The following is a 16,321-nucleotide window of genomic DNA, read 5'->3' as shown; positions in this document are numbered from 1 at the left end:
CGCGCCGGATGGCAGGGAGAGAACCTCCGTAGGACGGCGAGGACCACCCAGGAACTACGGGCCGAAGACCTCCGCGTTGTGCTCCCCGACGGACGGAGCCGGGCTCGGGTCGAGGCGAGCGCCGTCGACCACGAGCGGCGATTTCGGCGCCAGGTGCGAGCCGACGCCGGGCTGGTCGAGGGGGGCGAAGAGGTCCTGGTCCGCCAGCTCGGGGTCGCGGCCGACCTCGGCGAAGGTGCGGTAGCGCTGCCACAGGATGCGCTGGGCGTCGAGGGCCTTGGCGGCGTCGGCGTACGGCGTGGTGGCGAACCAGCGGGCCAGCAGCACCGAGATGAGGTCGCGGTGTTCGAAGCGGGCGGCTTCGCCGGAAAAGTCGATCGCGAGGCAGTCGGCGAGAGCGGCGAAGGCGGCGGTGAGGCCCGTGGCGGCCAGCAGCTTCGTCCAGTGGCGTTCGGTCAGCACGACAACCACGACGGGCACGCCGTCGGCCGTGGTGAAGTCGCGACCGTAGGTGCCGTGGATGTCGTTGCCGGACTTGGCGCGTTCGTGGCCGGTGACCTGGGCTTCAGCGAGGTACCCGAGGTTGCCCGCGGTGGCGAGGGCGACGTCCTCCAGCGCGACGCGCAACGACGCGCCCCGGCCGGTCTGAAGGCGGCGGCGCTCGGCGGCGAGCAGGCCCGTGGCGAGGTACAGACCGGCGGCGAGGTCCCACGCGGGCAGGACGTGGTTCACCGGCCCGGGCACGTCGGCCGGGCCGGTGATCAGGGGGAACCCCGTGGCCGCCTGGACGGTGTAGTCCACGGCGGCGCCCCCGTCGGAGCGGCCTTCCAGCAGCACGTGGATCACGTCAGGTCGCCGTGCGGACAGCGCGGAGTGCGTGAGCTCGGGATGCCGATCGGTGTTGGTGACGACGACACACGGTCCACCGTGGACGATCAGATCCGCCACCCGTTGCCGGTCCACTTCGGACGCGAGATCCACCGCGATCGCGCGTTTCCCTTTGTTGAGCCCGGTCCAGTACAGGCTCGTGCCCGAGTCGGCCAGCGGCCAGCGCGTGCGGTCGGGCGCGCCGCCCAGCGGTTCGACGCGCACGACGTCGGCGCCCAGCTGGGCCAGGGTCAAGCCGCACAGGGGAGTGGCGACGTAGCTGGAGATCTCGACCACCCGCAGCCCGTCGAGCAGTGCCTCAGGCATCGGCGCCGCCCCGGCCGGTGAAGTCGGGCTTGCGGCGTTCCCGGTGCGACGCCAGGCCTTCGCGAACTTCCGGTCCCGCGAACCCGTAGAACTCCAGCGCCAGCGAGGAGTCGAAGATCGCGCCGGCGATCTGCCGATACCACGCGTTGAGGCTCTGCTTCGTCCACCGGATCGCGTTCGGCGCACCGAGCGCCAGCTCCCGGGCGAGGCCGCGCGCAGTCGGCAACAGCTGCGCCTCTTCGTCCACGCACAGCGAAACCAGGCCGATCCGCTCGGCCTCCTCACCGGTCATCGGCCGGCAGGTCATCAGGTAGTACTTGGCTTTCGCCATCCCGCACAGCAGCGGCCAGCAGATCGCCGCGTGGTCCCCGGCCGCGACGCCGAGCCGCGTGTGGCCGTCGACGATCTTCGCTGTCTTCGCGACCACCGACACGTCCGCGAGCACCCCCGCCACCAGCCCCGCGCCGACGGCCGGGCCGTGGATCGCGGACACGATCGGCTTGGAGCAGTCGATGATGTTGTAAACGAGGTCCCGCGCCTCCCGCATGGTGCGCGAGCGGGCCTCGAAATCGGTGGTCAGCTTCTCGACCAGGTCGAACGATCCGCCGGCGGAGAACCCTTTGCCCTCGCCGCGCAGCAGCACCGCGTTCACCGCGGGGTCGCGGTCGAAATCGCGCCAGATCTCGGCGAGGTCGCCGTGTGCGGCCTCGCTCACGGCGTTGAGGTTCGGCCCGTCCAGCACCAGTTCGACCACGCCGTCCTCGTCCGGCCCGTCGACCCTGAGGTGTTCGAAACGCGCGTACCGGCTCATGCGGCTCCCTCCGCTCGTGGATGATCAGAGCTCAGTCTGCACCGTCGGAGCCCAGGAGTTCGGCCACGACGGCCGTGGTCGCGCGCAGCACGGCCTCGCGGTGGCGCTTGCGGCGGGCAGCCGAGTCGTGGCCGGCGGGGGAGCGGATGTCGGGCGGGGTGAGATTCCACGACTGCGCCAGCGCGAGGGTGAGCATGAGGACGTCGATGCCCTGCTCGTCGTCGACGTCGTGCGCGGTGGAGATCTCCGCGGCCTTGTCGAGGTGGGCGCGCACCTCCGCGGCCGACGCTTCGGGGCGCTCGAGCGCTTTCCACTGCATGAGGCGCATCACGGTCGGCTCGGCGACGAGGTAGTCGAACAGCGCGCCGATGTAGCCGGGCAGGTCGTCGGGGGTGAAGGGGACCAGGTCGGCGAGCACGCCGAGCCGCGCGTCGAGGACGGCGTCGAACAGGGCGTTCTTCGAGCCGTAGTACGCGTAGATGGCCTGCTTGTTCGCCGAGGCAGCGGCCGCGATGCGGTCGACCCGGGCACCGGCGAGGCCGCGCTCGACGAACTCGTCGTGGGCCGCCTCCAGCAGGCGGGCGCGGGTCGCGTCCGAGTCGTACGTCATGGCCCCAGGGTAATAAACCAACTGGCTGGTTGACAATCCGGCGGAGCCGTGGCTAGATTTTAAACCATCCAGTTGGTTTCGTCTTGCCGCAGATTAAACCAACCAGTCGGAACTATCGAAGGAGTGCGACTTGGTCACCTGGTTCGTCACCGGCGCGTCGACCGGCATCGGCCGGGCGGTCACCGAGCAGCTGCTGGCGCGGGGACACCGCGTGGCCGCCACGGCGCGCCGGCCGGAGACGCTGGCCGGCCTGGGGCACGCGGACCTGCTGTGGACCGCGCAGCTGGACGTGACCGACACGGCGCAGCTGCGGTCCGTGGTCGAGAAGGCGTTCGCGGAGCTCGGGCGCATCGACGTGGTCTTCTCCAACGCCGGCGCCGCGGCGTTCGGGGCCGCCGAAGAGCTGTCGGACGAGGCGATCGAGGGGCAGCTCGCGCTCAACACCACCGCGCCGATCCAGCTGTTCCGCGCCGTGCTGCCGCACCTGCGCGCGCAGGGCGGCGGCCGGTTCCTGCAGACGTCCACGATGGGCGCCCACATCTCCAGTCCCGGCGGCAGCATGTACCACGCGTCGAAGTGGGCTGTGGAGGGCTTCCTGGAGTCGGTGATCGGCGAGGTCGCGCCGTTCGGCGTCGGCATCACGATGGTGGAGCCCGGCACCATCCGCACCGGCTTCGGCGCGGCGATGTCCGTCGCCGAACCGCTCGACGTCTACGCGAACACGCCCGTCGGCCAGATGCGCCAGTACCTCGAAGGCGCCGGCAACCTCACCGGCGACGCCCCCGGCGACCCGGCCCGCGTGGCGGCGGCCGTGATCGACTCGGCCGGCGTCACCCCGGCCCCGCGCCGCCTCGCCCTCGGCACCGATGCCTTCGAGGCCATCCGGGCCGCACTGACCACGCGCCTCGCCGAGCTGGACGCGGGCGAGGACGTGGCCCGCAGCACCGATTTCCCCCGCTGAACCTTCGGTACCCGGGTGCCGAGAAGAGTGAAGAGAGCTGGAAAAATGACTGACACCGCACTGCCGTTCAGCGCGTCGTCCACTGCCGCCGAGGTGCTCGACGGCGTCGACCTCACCGGCCGCCGTGCCATCGTCACCGGAGGCGCGTCCGGCATCGGCCTCGTCACGGCCCGGACTCTGGCGGCGGCCGGCGCCGACGTGACCGTGGCCGTCCGCAACCCGAAAGCCGTCGAGGATCTGCCCGCCGTGCAGCTCGACCTGGCGGACCGCGCGAGCATCGCGGCTTTCACCGCCGCGTGGGACGGCCCGCTGCACATCCTGGTCAACAACGCCGGGATCATGGCGCTGCCCGAGCTCACGCGCACCGCCGACGGGTGGGAGCGGCAGTTCGCCGTGAACCACCTCGGCCCGGCCGTGCTCACCCTCGGCCTGCACGACGCCCTCGCCCAGGCCGGCGGCGCCCGCGTGGTCAACGTCGCGTCCTCGGCCCACCTCATGTCCGCGGTGGACTTCGACGACCCGCACTTCGAGCGCACGCCCTACGAAGCGTGGACCGCCTACGCCCGCTCGAAGACCGCGATGATCCTCTTCACCGTCGCCCTCGCCGAACGCTGGGCGGCCGACGGCATCACCGTCAACGCCCTGCACCCGGGCGGCATCATGACCAACCTGCAGCGCCACCTCGACGAAACGCAGCTCGGCTTCGTCGGCGCCATGGACGACCAAGGCAACGTCCTCGCCGTTCCGCCGGGGTGGAAGACCCCGGACCAGGGCGCGTCGACGTCGGTGCTGCTCGCGGGTTCGCCCCTGGTCGAGGGGCTGACGGGCCGCTACTTCGAGGACACCGCCCTCGCGCCGGTCCAGCCGAACCCCACCCCGGACGGCAAGGGTGTCGCGCCGTACGCGATCGACCCGGCACTCGCGGCGCGGCTGTGGGACGAGACGCAGAAGATGCTCGGCTGAATCCAACGACCACAGTGGACGGTCCGGGACCGGCTAGCGTGCGGCTCCCGGAACTTCGAGCTCCTTCAGGAACAGATCGTGGAAGCTGAGCCCGAGCACCTGGCGCACGTCGGGCTCGGCCCAGCCGCGGCGGTGGAGCTCGGCGGTGATGCGGGGGAGCCCGGCCGGGCCTTCGAGGCCGGGCACGAACTCGCGCGCCGTGCGGTCGTCCCACGAGCGTTCGTCGGCACGGCGGAGGCTGTCGGAGACCTCCTTGATGAAGTCCGGGCCGAGGCCGACGTGGGCGACGCCGACGACGTCCGCCGCGTGTTCGATGTGGTCGGCGACGCGGGCGACGGTGTGTTCGTGCTCGTCGACGAACTGGGCCAGGACGTTGATCCCCACGACCCCGCCGGCGTCGGCGATCGCGCGCAGGCGGGCGTCGGTGAGGTTGCGGTGGTGGGCGCGCACGGCGAAGGCCGAGGAGTGCGACGCGACCAGCGGCCGGGTGGCGAGCTCCAGCAGGTGGTCGGTGGACGTGGCGCCGAGGTGGGAGACGTCGAGCATGATGCCGAGCTCCTCGCACACCGCAACGGCGTCCACGCCCGCGCTAGTGAGGCGGCCGCCCGTGTCGTCCTCGGCCGAGCCGTCGGCGAGCATCGTGCGCCCGAAGTGCGTGAACGACGCCATCCGCACGCCGAGCCGGTGAAGCGTCTCGAACAGGCCGACGTCGAGGCCCACGGCTTCGCAGCCCTCCAGCGCCAGCACGAGGGCGATCCGGCCGTCGGCGAGGGTTTCGCGGATGTCGTCGCCGGTGAGGCACAGCCGCACGGCATCGCGGTTGCCGGCCTCGACGCGCCAGGCGGTTTCGATCATCCGCAGCGTCTGGCGCAGCGCGCCTTCGGGGCGGAACTCGGGTTCGAGGAACACCGGCAGCACCTGGAGGTCGACGCCGCCGGCGCGCAGCTGCGGCAGCCACACGCGGCGGAAGTACCCGGCCTGCCGGGCGGCGGGGTAGCGCGAGCAGAGCATGAGCAGGTCGTTGTGCGCGTCCGCGACCAGGGCGTCGTGGTGCAGGGCGACTGCTTCGGCCATGACAAGGCACTCCTCGACGGTCCACAGTGGAATCACCGGCGAGTCTAGGCGCATGGTGGCTGTGCCGTCACGTAGTGATGCTCTGAGAGCACGCTCTCAGGACGCCCGGCTCATGATGGCGCTCAGCCGGCGCGCGGCGACCTTGGTCGTCGCGCTGAGCTCGGTCAGGCGGTCCAGCGCCCGGCTCGTCGGCGCGGACACGTTGAGCGACGCGATGATCCGCCCGGTCGCGTCCCGCACGGGCGCGCCGACCGACAGCAGCCCGCCCTCCAGCTCGTCGATCGCCACGGTGCAGCTCTCCTGCCGCTCGTGGTGCAGCCGTTCGAGCACCTCGGACACGCTGCGCAGCGCCCGGGGGCCGAACTCACCTGGCGGCGTGCGGGCCAGCAGCGCGCGGATGTCGTCGTCCTCGTGGTCGAGGATCAGCGCGCGGCCCGACGCGGTCACGTGCAGGGGCGAGGTCCGCCCGACCCAGCCGCCGGCCTGCACGGTGTGCGGCGAGCGCTCACGCAGGATCGTGAACGACTGGTCGCCCTGCAGGATCGACAGCAGCGCACTTTCGCCCGTCTCGGCGACCACGGCGCGCAGCACCGCCGTGCCGCTGCCGAGCAGCCGCTGGTCGCCGGCGCGCGCCGCGAGCACGTGCAGCTGCCAGCCGAGCCGGTACCCGCGCGTCTCGGGGTTCTGCTCGACCAGCCCGTGGGCGGACAAAGCCTTGAGCATCCGCGAGATCTGGCTGCGCTCACGGCCCACGCGGCGGGCGATCTCGGCCCCGGACAGCTCGGGGTGGCGCTCGTCCTCGCCGAGGGTGCGGAGCACGGCGGCCACGCGGCCGACGGTCGAGGTGTCGGAGTTTTCGGCCATGCCTCGACGTTAGTGGTGCTGTGAAAGCTACACAAGTGGTCACGAGAGCACACTGAGACGATTCAGAGTGCTCTCGTGGCAACACCGGTGGCTTCGGCCGGGCCTCGGATCGCAGACTCCCCGGCCATGTCCATCACCGCCCCTTCCGGGGCCGCACTGTTCGGCGAGCAGACCCGCAAGGCGCTCGCCCACCTCCCGGCCCACGGCCGGCGCCTGGCCGACGTGCCGGCGTTCCTCACCGCGTACGCCCAGGTCAAGGCCGCCGCCGCGCGCGCCAACGCGGAGCTCGGTGTGCTCGACCCGATCCGTGCCGACGCCATCACCCATGCCGCCGACGAAATCGGGGTGGGGCACCACCGCGACCAGTTCCCGCTCACGCTCGTGCAGGGCGGTGGCGGGACCTCGACCAACATGAACGTGAACGAGGTCCTCGCGGCCCGCGCCGAGCAGCTGCTGCGCGAGTCGGCGGAGCCGCTTTCCGTGCACCCCAACGATCACGTCAACCGGTCGCAGTCCACCAACGACACCTATCCGACCGCGATGGCGCTCGCGCTGACGGAGCTGGCCGAACCCGTCACGACGGCGCTGAGCCGCCTCGCCGACGCGTTCGACACGCTCGCGGCCGACCAGGGCGCGCTCGTGCGCCTGGGCCGCACCTGCCTGCAGGACGCGGTCGTGCTCACCGTTGCCCAGACCCACCACAGCCACGCCCACGCGATCCGCCGCACGCGCGACGCCGTGAACCAAACCGTGGCGGCCCTGGCGGAAGTCCCCCTCGGTGCCACCGCGGTCGGCACCGGCATCGGCAGCCCCGCCGGCTACGCGGAGCTGGCCGTGCGCCACCTCGCCGAGCTGTCCGGACGTCCGCTGAAACCCGCCGAGGACTACTTCGACGCCCTGGCCCACCTCGACGCCTACGCCGCCGTCGCCGCCGCGCTCGTCCGCGCGTCCGGCGTGCTCGGCAAGATCGCCCGCGACCTGCGCCTGCTGTCGTCCGGCCCGGTCGGCGGCCTCGGCGAGGTGCGGATGCCGGAGCTGCAGGCGGGCTCGTCGATCATGCCCGGCAAGGTCAACCCCGTGGTGCCGGAACTGGTGCTGCAGCTCGGTTTCCGCGTCCGCGGGGCGGCCGCGACCGTCGCCGCGGCCGCCGACGCCGGCGAGCTCGAGCTGAACGTGATGGAACCGGTGGTCCTCGACGCGCTCGCCGGCGCGTTCGAAGACCTCGCCGCCGCGGCCACGATCTTCCGCGAGAAGTGCGTGACCCGGTTGCAGTGGGACGAGGAAGCCGTGGCGCGCAACGCCGCCGGCGCACTCGACGAGTACGTGACCCTCGCGACCACGGCGGGCTATCGCACCGCCGTCGGCGCGGCCACCTCCGCCTCCGCAGGAGAGTCCTCATGAAACCGATGGCACGCACCGACTCCGGCGCCACCGAGCCGGCCGGAGTGGCGAGAATGAGCGCGAAGACCACCTTCGCGTTGTCGGTCGGCACCTTCGTGGAGTGGTTCGACTTCGCGCTCTACGGGTTCTCGACCGCGATCATCGCCACCCAGTTCTTCCCGGGCACCAACCCCACGGCGGCGCTGCTCGGCACGCTGGCGATCTACGGCGTGTCCTTCTTCGCCCGCCCGATCGGCGGCGTGGTGATGGGCCGCGTCGGCGACCGCCACGGCCGCCGCACCGCGCTGGCCGTGTCGCTGGTCCTCATGGGACTGTCCACCGCGCTCATCGGCGTGATCCCGCCGTACGCGACGATCGGCTTCGCCGCACCGCTGCTGCTCACGCTCTGCCGTCTGGTGCAGGGGTTCGCGGCGGCGAGCGAGCTGACCGGTGCCGCGACCTACGCTGCCGAATCCGCACCGGCCGGGAAGCGTGGCCTGTACGTGAACATCGTGCTGTGCTTCGGCAGCGTCGGCACGGCGGTCGCGACCCTGGTGGTGCTGCTGTTCCGCCTCAACGAGGACTTCTACGCCTCCGGCGGCTGGCGCTGGCCGTTCGTCGCGGGCGGGCTGCTCGCGTGCGGCGGCATCTACCTGCGGCTGCGCCTGGCCGAAACCGGCGTGCACCTGCGGACGCGGGGAAAGGCGGCCACCTCCTTCCGGCAGACGCTGCGCCGCCACGGCCGCACCATCGGCGTGCTGATCGTCTTCTACGCCCTCGTCGGCGTCGGATTCCACACGCTGCTCGGCTACATGCCCACGTACATGACCAAGGTCGCGGGCCTGTCCTCGACCACGGCCCTGTGGATCAGCCTCTTCGCGTTCGTCACGTTCGCCGTGTCGTGCGTCGGGTTCGGCGCCCTCACCGACCGGGTGGGCCGCAAGCCGGTGATGATCACGGCGGCCGTCGCGATCCCCCTCCTCACCGTGCCGGCCTACCTGCTGATCGCGGGCGGGAACCTGCCGCTGGTCTGCGTGGCCCAGGCGCTGCTGGTCATTCCGGTCGCCGGCGTGCAGGCCGCGGGCAACGTGACCAACGCCGAAGTCTTCCCGCCCGAGGTCCGCTACTCCGCCGGCTCGATCGCCTACACCTTCTCCTACGCCGTGTTCGCCGGCACCGCGCCGCTGCTCGACGCCGTGTTGCTCGACGCGGGCGGCAAGCTCCTGCCTGCCCTCTACGGCGTGCTGATCGCGGTGATCGCGCTCCCGTTCCTCGTCAAGGGCATCCCCGAAAGCCGCGGCTTCGCCATCGAAACCGGCGCCCGGCCCCTCGCCGGCCAGCGAAAGGAATCCTGACCCGTGGCACCCACCTACCGGCTGGCCTTCGACATCGGCGGCACGTTCACCGACTTCGCCCTGCTCGACACCGAAACGGGCGCGCTCGAGATCTTCAAGTGCCTCACCACACCCGACGACCCGTCGCGCGCTTCCCTGCACGGCTCCCGGATGCTGCTGGAGCGCGCGGGCGTCGGCGCCGAGGCGCTGACCAACGTGATCCACGGGACCACCCTGGTGACCAACGCGCTGATCGAACGCAAGGGCGCCAAGGTCGCGCTGCTGACCACCGAGGGCTTCCGCGACACGCTGGCGCTGCGCACCGAGCAGCGCTACGACATCTACGACCTGGCCCTGCGCTTCCCCGAGCCGCTCGTGCCGCGGTACCTGCGCCGCGAGATCCGCGAACGGACCGAGCACACCGGCGAGATCGTGGCCGAGGTCCGCGAAGCCGACGTGGCCGCGGCCCTCACCCGGATCCGGGAGGAGGACGCGAAGGACCGCCGTGCCGATCCGGGAGCACCGGAGCTCTCCAGCGTCGCCATCTCGTTCCTGCACTCCTACCGCAACCCCGAGAACGAGCGGGCGGCGGCGGACCTGGTGCGCAAGCTCTGGCCCGAGGCCGACATCTCCGTCTCCAGCGAGGTCGCGCCCGAGATCCGCGAGTACGAACGCACCAGCACCACCGTGGCCAATGCCTACGTGCGCCCGCTGACCCGCGAGTACCTGCGCACGCTCGCCACCGCGTTCGCCGAGACCGGTTACCGCGGCCGGCTGTACCTGATGCTGTCCTCGGGCGGGATCGCGACGGTGGAGACCGTGTCCGAGGTGCCCGTGCGGCTCATCGAGTCCGGCCCCGCGGGTGGCGCGATCGGTGCGGCGCACTACGGCGGCCTGTGCGGCGAGCGCGACCTGATCGCGTTCGACATGGGCGGCACGACGGCGAAGATCTGCCTCATCGAGGACGGCCGGCCCGCGATCTCTCACCAGCTGGAAGTCGCGCGGGTGCACCGGTTCAAGAAGGGCTCCGGCCTGCCGATCCAGTTCCCGTCCGTGGAGATGCTGGAGATCGGCGCCGGTGGCGGCAGCGTCGCGTGGATCGACGAGCTCGGCCTGCTCAAGGTCGGTCCCCAGTCGGCGGGTGCCGCTCCCGGCCCCGCGTGTTACGGGCTCGGCGGCACCCTGCCGACGGTCACCGACGCCGCCCTCGTGCTCGGCTACCTCGACCCCGCGAGCTTCCTCGGCGGCGAGATGACGCTGGACCGGGCGGCCGCCGAACGCGCGATCGACGAGCACGTCGCCGGGCCGCTCGGCGTGTCCCGCACCGAGGCGGCGTGGGGCATCCACCAGCTCGTGGTGGAGAACATGGCCGCCGCGGCGAAGCTGCACATCGTCGAACGCGGGGGTGACCCGCGGTCCTACGCGCTGCTGGCGTCCGGGGGAGCGGGCCCGATCCACGCCGCGTCGGTGGCCCGGCTGCTGGGCAACGAACGGATCCTCTACCCGCTCGCCGCTGGGGTGCTCTCGGCGATCGGGTTCCTCGTCGCGCCGGTGTCGTTCGAGTTCTCGCGCTCGCAGCCGCAGCTGCTGGACACCACCGACTGGGACGCCGTCGGCCGGCTCGTGACCGAGCTGGAGGAGCAGGGCCGCGATGTGGTCGCCGAGGCGGGGGTGGCGCGCGCGGACGTGACGCTCGAACGCCAGGTGTCGGCGCGCTTCGCCGGGCAGATCAACGAGATCTCCGTGCCGCTGCCGGGTGGCGAGCTCGACGCGTCGTGCCGCGACGAGGTCCGCACCCGGTTCCTCAAGGCCTACACCGATCTCTACGGCCACGCGCACGACGACATCCCGGTGGAGGTGATGACGTGGCGCGTGGTGGCGAGCGGCCGGCTCGCCGAGGTCGCGGTGGAGCGGCGCGGCGCCCGTGCTTTCGAGGACCCGGTGCCTCAGCACGCGCGGCCGGCGTACTGGATCGAACTGGAGTCCTACGTGGACACCCCGGTGTACGACCGTTACCCGCTGGAGCCGGGGATGTCCGTCCCGGGGCCGGCGCTGGTCGAGGAACGGGAGTCCACGGTGCTCGTCGCGCCGGGCAGCACGGCCGTCGTCGACGAGTACCGCAACCTGGTGGTCACCCGAACGGAGGCACAGCTGTGAACCGATCCGTCTTCGACGACCCGATCACCCTGGAAGTGGTGTGGGGGCGGCTGGTGACGCTGGCCGACGAAATGCAGACCGTGCTGCGCCGCACCGCGTTCAGCACCGTCGTGTCGACCGGCAACGACCTCGGCTGCGAGATCATGGACGCCCGCGCCTGGTCCGTCGCCCACGCCGTGACCAGCAACCCGACGTTCAACCTCACCCTGCCGCACCTCACCGCGGCGCTGCTGGAGACGTTCCCCGCCGAAACGCTGCGCGAGGGCGATGTGCTGTTCACCAACGACCCGTGGATCGGCGCCGGGCACCTGCCGGACGTGGCAGTGGTGACGCCGTTCTTCAAGCACGGGCGCGTGGTCGGGTTCGCGGGGTCCATCGCGCACGTGAGCGACATCGGCGGCCTGCTGAACCAGTCCGAGGCCCGCAGCGTGTACGAGGAAGGCGTGTACTTCCCGCCGCTGAAGCTGTACGACGCCGGCGTGCGCAACGAAGCGGTGTTTTCCACGCTGCGGGGGAGTGTGCGCACGCCGGAGCTGGTCATCGGCGACGTCAACGCGATCGTGACCGCGAACTCCGTGGCCGCCGCGCACACCGTCGACCTGCTCGACGAGTACGGCCTCGACGACCTGCAGCAGCTGTCCGACGCCGTGCAATCCCGCGCGGAGAAGGCGATGCGTGCGACCATCGAGTCCATTCCGGACGGAACCTACCCGTTCGAGCTGACGTTCGACGAGCTGGACGGCGAGCTGACGCTGGGTGTCGCGCTGGTCGTGTCCGGGAGCGACCTGCTGGTCGACTACGTGCGCGTGCCGCCGCAGCACCCGCACGGCGGGATCAACTCGACGCTGACGTTCACCACCGCGCGCACCACGTACGCGCTGAACTGCCTGTTGACCCCGCAGATCCCGAGCAACCAGGGCCTGTTCCGCCCGGTGCGGGTGCAGGCGCCCTCCGGCTCCGTGCTCAACCCCGTGCACCCGGCATCGGTGAACGACCGGACGAAGGTCGGCTGGCACGTCATCCCGCTCGTGCAAGGCGCCCTCGCCGGGGTGCTGCCCGAGCGGATCCCGGCGGCGGGCGGGTTCAAGAGCAGCCTGCGGCTCATCGGCACCGGCGCGCACGACGTCGCCGTCAGCTCGCTCGCCTTCGCAGGCGGCGGGCTCGGAGCCGGCCACGACGGCGACGGGGTCGACGCGATCTGCTACCCGACGAGCTCGTCGAGCATCCCGGTCGAGATCTACGAAACCACCACTGGCGCGCGGATCGACCGCAAGGAGCTCGCGCCAGGGACGGCCGGCGCCGGCCGGTTCCGGGGTGGCCACGGGCAGGTGGTGACGCTGCGGCCGCCGCGGGCCGGGAGCGGGCTTACCTTGGCGGCGGGGTGTCACCAGCAGAGCCATCCGCCGTTCGGGCTGGCGGGTGGTCGCGCGGCGCGGCCGACCGAGGCGCGGATCGACGGCGTCGCGGTGCCGGTGTCCGAGACCTCGGCCCGGTTGGGGGCACTGCCGTTCGACGCCGGTGCTCCGACGGTCACGCTTCGCACGGCCGGCGGCGGTGGGCACGGGTCCCCTGTGGACCGTCCGGTCGAGGCGGTGCTGCGCGATGTGCGTGACGAGCTGCTCTCCGTGGAGGAGGCGCTCGACGTGTACGGCGTGACCGTGGACCTGGAGGCGCTGACCGCGACGCGGAACGCCTGATCCTCGACGCGGGCACCAAGTTCCCGAGCGCGTGGTGAGGTCCGTGGCGGAGATTCGCTCCCGGTACCCCGGGGGTGAATCTCCGCCACGGAGGTGATGATCTCGACACCGTCCGATGAGGACAGTCGGTTCCCCGGTTTTCCGGGCAGGTCAAGGGGCGTCGTCGACCTCGTGGACCGGCGACGCCCGGTCGGCGCGACCTGGCTGGGACCGCGTGCCGCGCCTGAAATTCGGGTACCCCGTCTCGCGGGGGTGAAACCTTGGCGGAACGTGAACGAGCTCCTGCAGGAGCTGCGGGCGGCCCAGACTCGACGGGCAGTCGCGAGCACATCGTCACCGTGGGCAACCGCGGCCGGCTTCGCGCTGTTGCTCTTCGTCGTGTTCTGGGGTGTCGTGCCGCGCTTGCTCGGACGCCGGTGAGCCACACCTGGACCCGATCGGCTGGGAGATTTTCAACGCCGGGCCCGCTTCCGGGCACAACGGCTACGCTGGGGCGCCTGCGTTGCCACGGGAGGCGGGATGACCACGTCGGAGAGCGGGCTCGAGAACGTCGACATGAAGGTCGAGGTGCTCGTGGTCCCCGTCGCGGATGTCGAGCGGGCCAAGGCGTTCTACACGGGAATCGGCTGGCGGCTGGACGAGACGCCGCCGGGGATCGTGCAGCTGACGCCGCACGGGTCGCCGTGTTCGGTGCAGTTCGGGGCGAACCTCACGGACGCGAAACCCGGGTCGGCGAAGGGGTACGTGATCGTCTCCGACATCGAGGCGACGCGCGCCGCGCTGGTCGCCGCCGGCGCGGCCGTGGGCGAGATCCTCCACTTCGGCCCGGATGGGCCGGAGCCCGGGGTGGACCCGGATCGCACCAGCTACCGGTCGCAGGCCACGTTCGCCGATCCCGACGGGAACCAGTGGCAGCTGCAGGAGATCACCACGCGGCTGCCAGGGCGGGTCGACGCGGCGGAGACGTCGTTCGCGTCGGTGAGCGACCTCGCCGACGCGATGCGTCGCGCGGAGGTGGCGCACGGCGAGCACGAGAAGCGCACCGGCCAGGCCGACGCGAACTGGCCGGAGTGGTACAGCCGGTACATGGTGGCGGAGCAATCGGGCACGGAACTGCCGCTCTGAGGCATTTCACGAGGCGGCTTTTCACGAGCACGGAGGACGGATGACGGACGTCGAGCGGGGGCGGGGTCTGGCGGGCCAGACCGTCGTCGTCATCGGGGGCAGTGCGGGGATCGGCCTGGAGACCGCGCGGCTCGCGCGGGCCGAGGGCGCGCAGGTCGTGCTGACCGGGCGCGATCCGGAGAAGCTCGACAAGGCCGCGGCCGACGTCGGCGCGCAGGACACCGCGGCCTTCGACGCGACCGACCCGGCGGAGATGGCCGCGTTCTTCCAGGGCCTGGCCGCCGTCGACCACGTCATGATCACCGCGGGGGCGCCGCGCTACGGGCCGCTGCTGGCGATGTCCGCGGCGGAGATCCGCGACGCGTTGAGCGACCATCTCGTGGTCGGCCTCGAAGCCGCCCGCAACGCCGCCCCGAAAATGCCACCGGGTGGCTCGCTCGTCCTGATGGGCGGCACGGGCGGCCGGCGGGTGAACCGCGCGCTCGGCATCGTGTCCTCGGCCACCGCCGCGCTGCCCCCGTTCGCCGCGACGCTGGCCCTCGAGATCGCACCGGTGCGGGTGAACCTGATCGCCGCGGGGTTCGTCGACACGCCGTTGTCGGCGTCACTGCTGGGCGAGGGCCTGGACGAGCGCCGCGCCGAACTGCGCGCCACGCTGCCCATCGGCCGCGTCGTCACCCCGGTGGACGTCGGCGCGCTCGCCGTGCACCTCATGACCAACACGGCGCTGACGGGTGCCACGTACGACATCGACGGTGGGCAGCAGTTCGCCTTCTGACGCTGGGCCTCTGGCGGTGACCCGGCCGGCGACCACGGTCAGGCGGAGCGCAGCTTGGGCAGTCAAGTCTCGTTTCCGAAGCGCGGATTTGCCCGTCAGTCCATTGAGGACAGTCGAGTCGAGGTGGTGAGGGTCGAACCGGCGCGCAGACGGTCGACGAGCCGCTGGTCGGGTGTGGCGATCGGGCGCCTCGGGACCCGAACGCGCCGGCGAGATCGGCGGCCGTGAAGGCGTGCCGCGGTGCGACGGTAACGGACGCCGTGGCGGGTGACGCGCTGCCGGAGCGGCCCGGCGTCGAGGTAGCCCTCGGCGAGCCCCAGGACTTCGTCACCGCCAGGCGCTGGACCCCAACGCCACGTGCTGGGGATCAGCGCCGACCGGCCGGGCCGGGCAGCCGTTCGCGCAACGAGGTCGACTCGACGTCGGCGAGCCGGCGCGGCCGCTTCGTGGGCGGCCGCCACCGTCGGCCGCGGCGGTGCCGGCAGGCGGTGCCGAGCCGGTCGGCCCGCCACCGCGCGGCCGCCGCGGTCACCCGGCCGTTCCGCCCGTGTCGGGCACGGTCGATGGCGGTTCGCCGAGGGTGCACCGCAAGGGCGGTCAGGCCACGCCGAAGAATGATGCTTGGGGACGGGGAGTGGACGAAACGGCAGGTCAGTCGGTTTCCGGCTGCTGCCATTCGCGTCCGGCGCGCTGCGCGGCGATCCGGATCTCGTTGCCGGTTTCCCGGCGATTCTGCCCAGGCAGTTCGGCGGCCCGCGGCGTGGGTTCGGCGTCCGAGTCCGGCTGTTGTCGGGTCTCCTGTTCGGCCATGGTCATGGTTGCCTCCGTTCTCTTTGCCCCACAACGATTCCGGATACCCGCCCCTGCGGCAAGCAAACGCGACTCCGCTTCACCCGGAAGGTGAGGGGTTGCGCATTCGGCCGGCGACCCGTCGGCCCCCGGCACGGCAGGCCGGCGGCGGCGCCCGAGTGGCCGCCGCCCCGCAATCATCCGGAGGTACCCAACGTACCCCGGCACCCCGGAAGTCCAGCGGGTTCCGGCGATTCCGGGCCGCCGGGAGTCCGATGTGGACATTCGTGAACGGATCGTGCGGCGCGTCGGTGAACCGCGTTCACGCCGAGCGCCGCGCCGACCTCGAACCGGTGACCGGCGGGGCGCGAGGGCGCCGGCGTCGGACAGCGCTGGGGGTCGGGTCGGTCAGTCGCCGCCGCGGAGGTTCTCCGTCCCGCGGCGGGACCGGCCGTGCTCGTCCTCCAGCGCCGTTTCGCGTTCGGCCTGCCGCGAAGGTGGCGGACGGTTGCCGCTCGAGTCCTCGTCGGCGGCCAGGTGGTGGGGTTCGGGGGTGGGTCGTTCGTCGTCCACGGTCGCTCCCG

At 72.0% G+C, this 16,321-nt stretch carries 17 protein-coding genes; 9 read left to right on the top strand and 8 right to left on the bottom strand.

What is annotated here, in order from left to right:
* Window positions 1-54: 54 nt before the first annotated feature.
* Genes ABZU76_RS17110 through ABZU76_RS17100 form a run of 3 tightly spaced genes read right to left on the bottom strand, consistent with a single transcriptional unit; the run spans window position 55 to window position 2,615 of the window.
* Entirely contained in the window at window positions 55-1,194 is a 1,140-nt protein-coding gene (locus tag ABZU76_RS17110; protein WP_354870194.1) for a CoA transferase, read from the bottom strand.
* Window positions 1,187-2,005, bottom strand: a complete 819-nt coding sequence (locus ABZU76_RS17105) for an enoyl-CoA hydratase/isomerase family protein (protein ID WP_354870192.1) — start codon at window positions 2,003-2,005, stop codon at window positions 1,187-1,189. Before ABZU76_RS17105 ends, ABZU76_RS17110 begins: the two co-directional genes overlap by 8 nt.
* Before the next feature lie 31 nt (window positions 2,006-2,036).
* Window positions 2,037-2,615 (bottom strand): TetR family transcriptional regulator, encoded by a 579-nt coding sequence (locus tag ABZU76_RS17100; protein WP_354870190.1) that lies wholly within the window; start codon window positions 2,613-2,615, stop codon window positions 2,037-2,039.
* A 130-nt stretch (window positions 2,616-2,745) separates the two neighbouring features.
* Between ABZU76_RS17100 and ABZU76_RS17095 the strand changes: the two genes are divergently transcribed.
* Both ABZU76_RS17095 and ABZU76_RS17090 read left to right on the top strand, forming a co-directional pair.
* A complete protein-coding gene (locus tag ABZU76_RS17095; protein WP_354870188.1) occupies window positions 2,746-3,576 on the top strand; it encodes an SDR family oxidoreductase in 831 nt (276 codons plus the stop codon).
* Window positions 3,577-3,621: 45 nt separating this feature from the next.
* Window positions 3,622-4,539 carry an SDR family NAD(P)-dependent oxidoreductase gene (locus ABZU76_RS17090; protein WP_354870186.1) on the top strand — a complete coding sequence of 306 codons (918 nt, stop codon included), beginning with the start codon at window positions 3,622-3,624 and terminating at the stop codon, window positions 4,537-4,539.
* A 33-nt stretch (window positions 4,540-4,572) separates the two neighbouring features.
* Here ABZU76_RS17090 and ABZU76_RS17085 read toward each other — a convergent pair whose 3' ends face one another.
* Entirely contained in the window at window positions 4,573-5,613 is a 1,041-nt protein-coding gene (locus ABZU76_RS17085) for a membrane dipeptidase (protein ID WP_354870184.1), read from the bottom strand.
* 96 nt (window positions 5,614-5,709) lie between these two features.
* Window positions 5,710-6,477: an IclR family transcriptional regulator gene (locus ABZU76_RS17080; protein WP_354870182.1), complete on the bottom strand. Its 768-nt coding sequence runs from the start codon at window positions 6,475-6,477 to the stop codon at window positions 5,710-5,712.
* Window positions 6,478-6,603: 126 nt separating this feature from the next.
* Between ABZU76_RS17080 and ABZU76_RS17075 the strand changes: the two genes are divergently transcribed.
* From ABZU76_RS17075 to ABZU76_RS17045, 7 genes are all read left to right on the top strand, one after another.
* Window positions 6,604-7,878, top strand: a complete 1,275-nt coding sequence (locus ABZU76_RS17075; RefSeq protein WP_354870180.1) for a lyase family protein — start codon at window positions 6,604-6,606, stop codon at window positions 7,876-7,878.
* Window positions 7,875-9,212 carry an MFS transporter gene (locus tag ABZU76_RS17070; protein ID WP_354870177.1) on the top strand — a complete coding sequence of 446 codons (1,338 nt, stop codon included), beginning with the start codon at window positions 7,875-7,877 and terminating at the stop codon, window positions 9,210-9,212. Before ABZU76_RS17075 ends, ABZU76_RS17070 begins: the two co-directional genes overlap by 4 nt.
* A gap of 3 nt (window positions 9,213-9,215) precedes the next feature.
* The gene (locus tag ABZU76_RS17065; RefSeq protein ID WP_354870175.1) at window positions 9,216-11,348 is read left to right on the top strand and encodes a hydantoinase/oxoprolinase family protein; all 2,133 of its coding nucleotides are present in this window, start codon (window positions 9,216-9,218) and stop codon (window positions 11,346-11,348) included.
* On the top strand, window positions 11,345-13,045 hold the full coding sequence (locus ABZU76_RS17060; protein WP_354870172.1) for a hydantoinase B/oxoprolinase family protein: 1,701 nt from the start codon (window positions 11,345-11,347) through the stop codon (window positions 13,043-13,045). The genes ABZU76_RS17065 and ABZU76_RS17060 overlap by 4 nt, the downstream gene beginning before the upstream one ends.
* Before the next feature lie 270 nt (window positions 13,046-13,315).
* The gene (locus tag ABZU76_RS17055; RefSeq protein WP_354870169.1) at window positions 13,316-13,465 is read left to right on the top strand and encodes a hypothetical protein; all 150 of its coding nucleotides are present in this window, start codon (window positions 13,316-13,318) and stop codon (window positions 13,463-13,465) included.
* Between the two features lie 99 nt (window positions 13,466-13,564).
* On the top strand, window positions 13,565-14,170 hold the full coding sequence (locus ABZU76_RS17050) for a VOC family protein (RefSeq protein WP_354870166.1): 606 nt from the start codon (window positions 13,565-13,567) through the stop codon (window positions 14,168-14,170).
* Between the two features lie 40 nt (window positions 14,171-14,210).
* Window positions 14,211-14,948: an SDR family oxidoreductase gene (locus tag ABZU76_RS17045; RefSeq protein ID WP_354870164.1), complete on the top strand. Its 738-nt coding sequence runs from the start codon at window positions 14,211-14,213 to the stop codon at window positions 14,946-14,948.
* A 367-nt stretch (window positions 14,949-15,315) separates the two neighbouring features.
* On the opposite strand, the gene ABZU76_RS17040 is transcribed toward ABZU76_RS17045, so the two are convergent.
* The 3 genes from ABZU76_RS17040 to ABZU76_RS17030 form a co-directional block, all read right to left on the bottom strand.
* Window positions 15,316-15,480, bottom strand: a complete 165-nt coding sequence (locus ABZU76_RS17040) for a hypothetical protein (RefSeq protein ID WP_354870161.1) — start codon at window positions 15,478-15,480, stop codon at window positions 15,316-15,318.
* A gap of 119 nt (window positions 15,481-15,599) precedes the next feature.
* Window positions 15,600-15,764 (bottom strand): hypothetical protein, encoded by a 165-nt coding sequence (locus ABZU76_RS17035; RefSeq protein ID WP_354870158.1) that lies wholly within the window; start codon window positions 15,762-15,764, stop codon window positions 15,600-15,602.
* Window positions 15,765-16,145: 381 nt separating this feature from the next.
* Window positions 16,146-16,310: a hypothetical protein gene (locus ABZU76_RS17030; protein ID WP_354870155.1), complete on the bottom strand. Its 165-nt coding sequence runs from the start codon at window positions 16,308-16,310 to the stop codon at window positions 16,146-16,148.
* Between the last annotated feature and the right edge of the window lie 11 nt (window positions 16,311-16,321).

Origin of the sequence: Amycolatopsis sp. NPDC005232, from assembly GCF_040607795.1 — a bacterium.
Classification (GTDB): Bacteria; Actinomycetota; Actinomycetes; order Mycobacteriales; family Pseudonocardiaceae; genus Amycolatopsis.
Note: the sequence above shows the minus strand (reverse complement) of the source record. Positions and strands in the feature narration are given on the sequence as shown.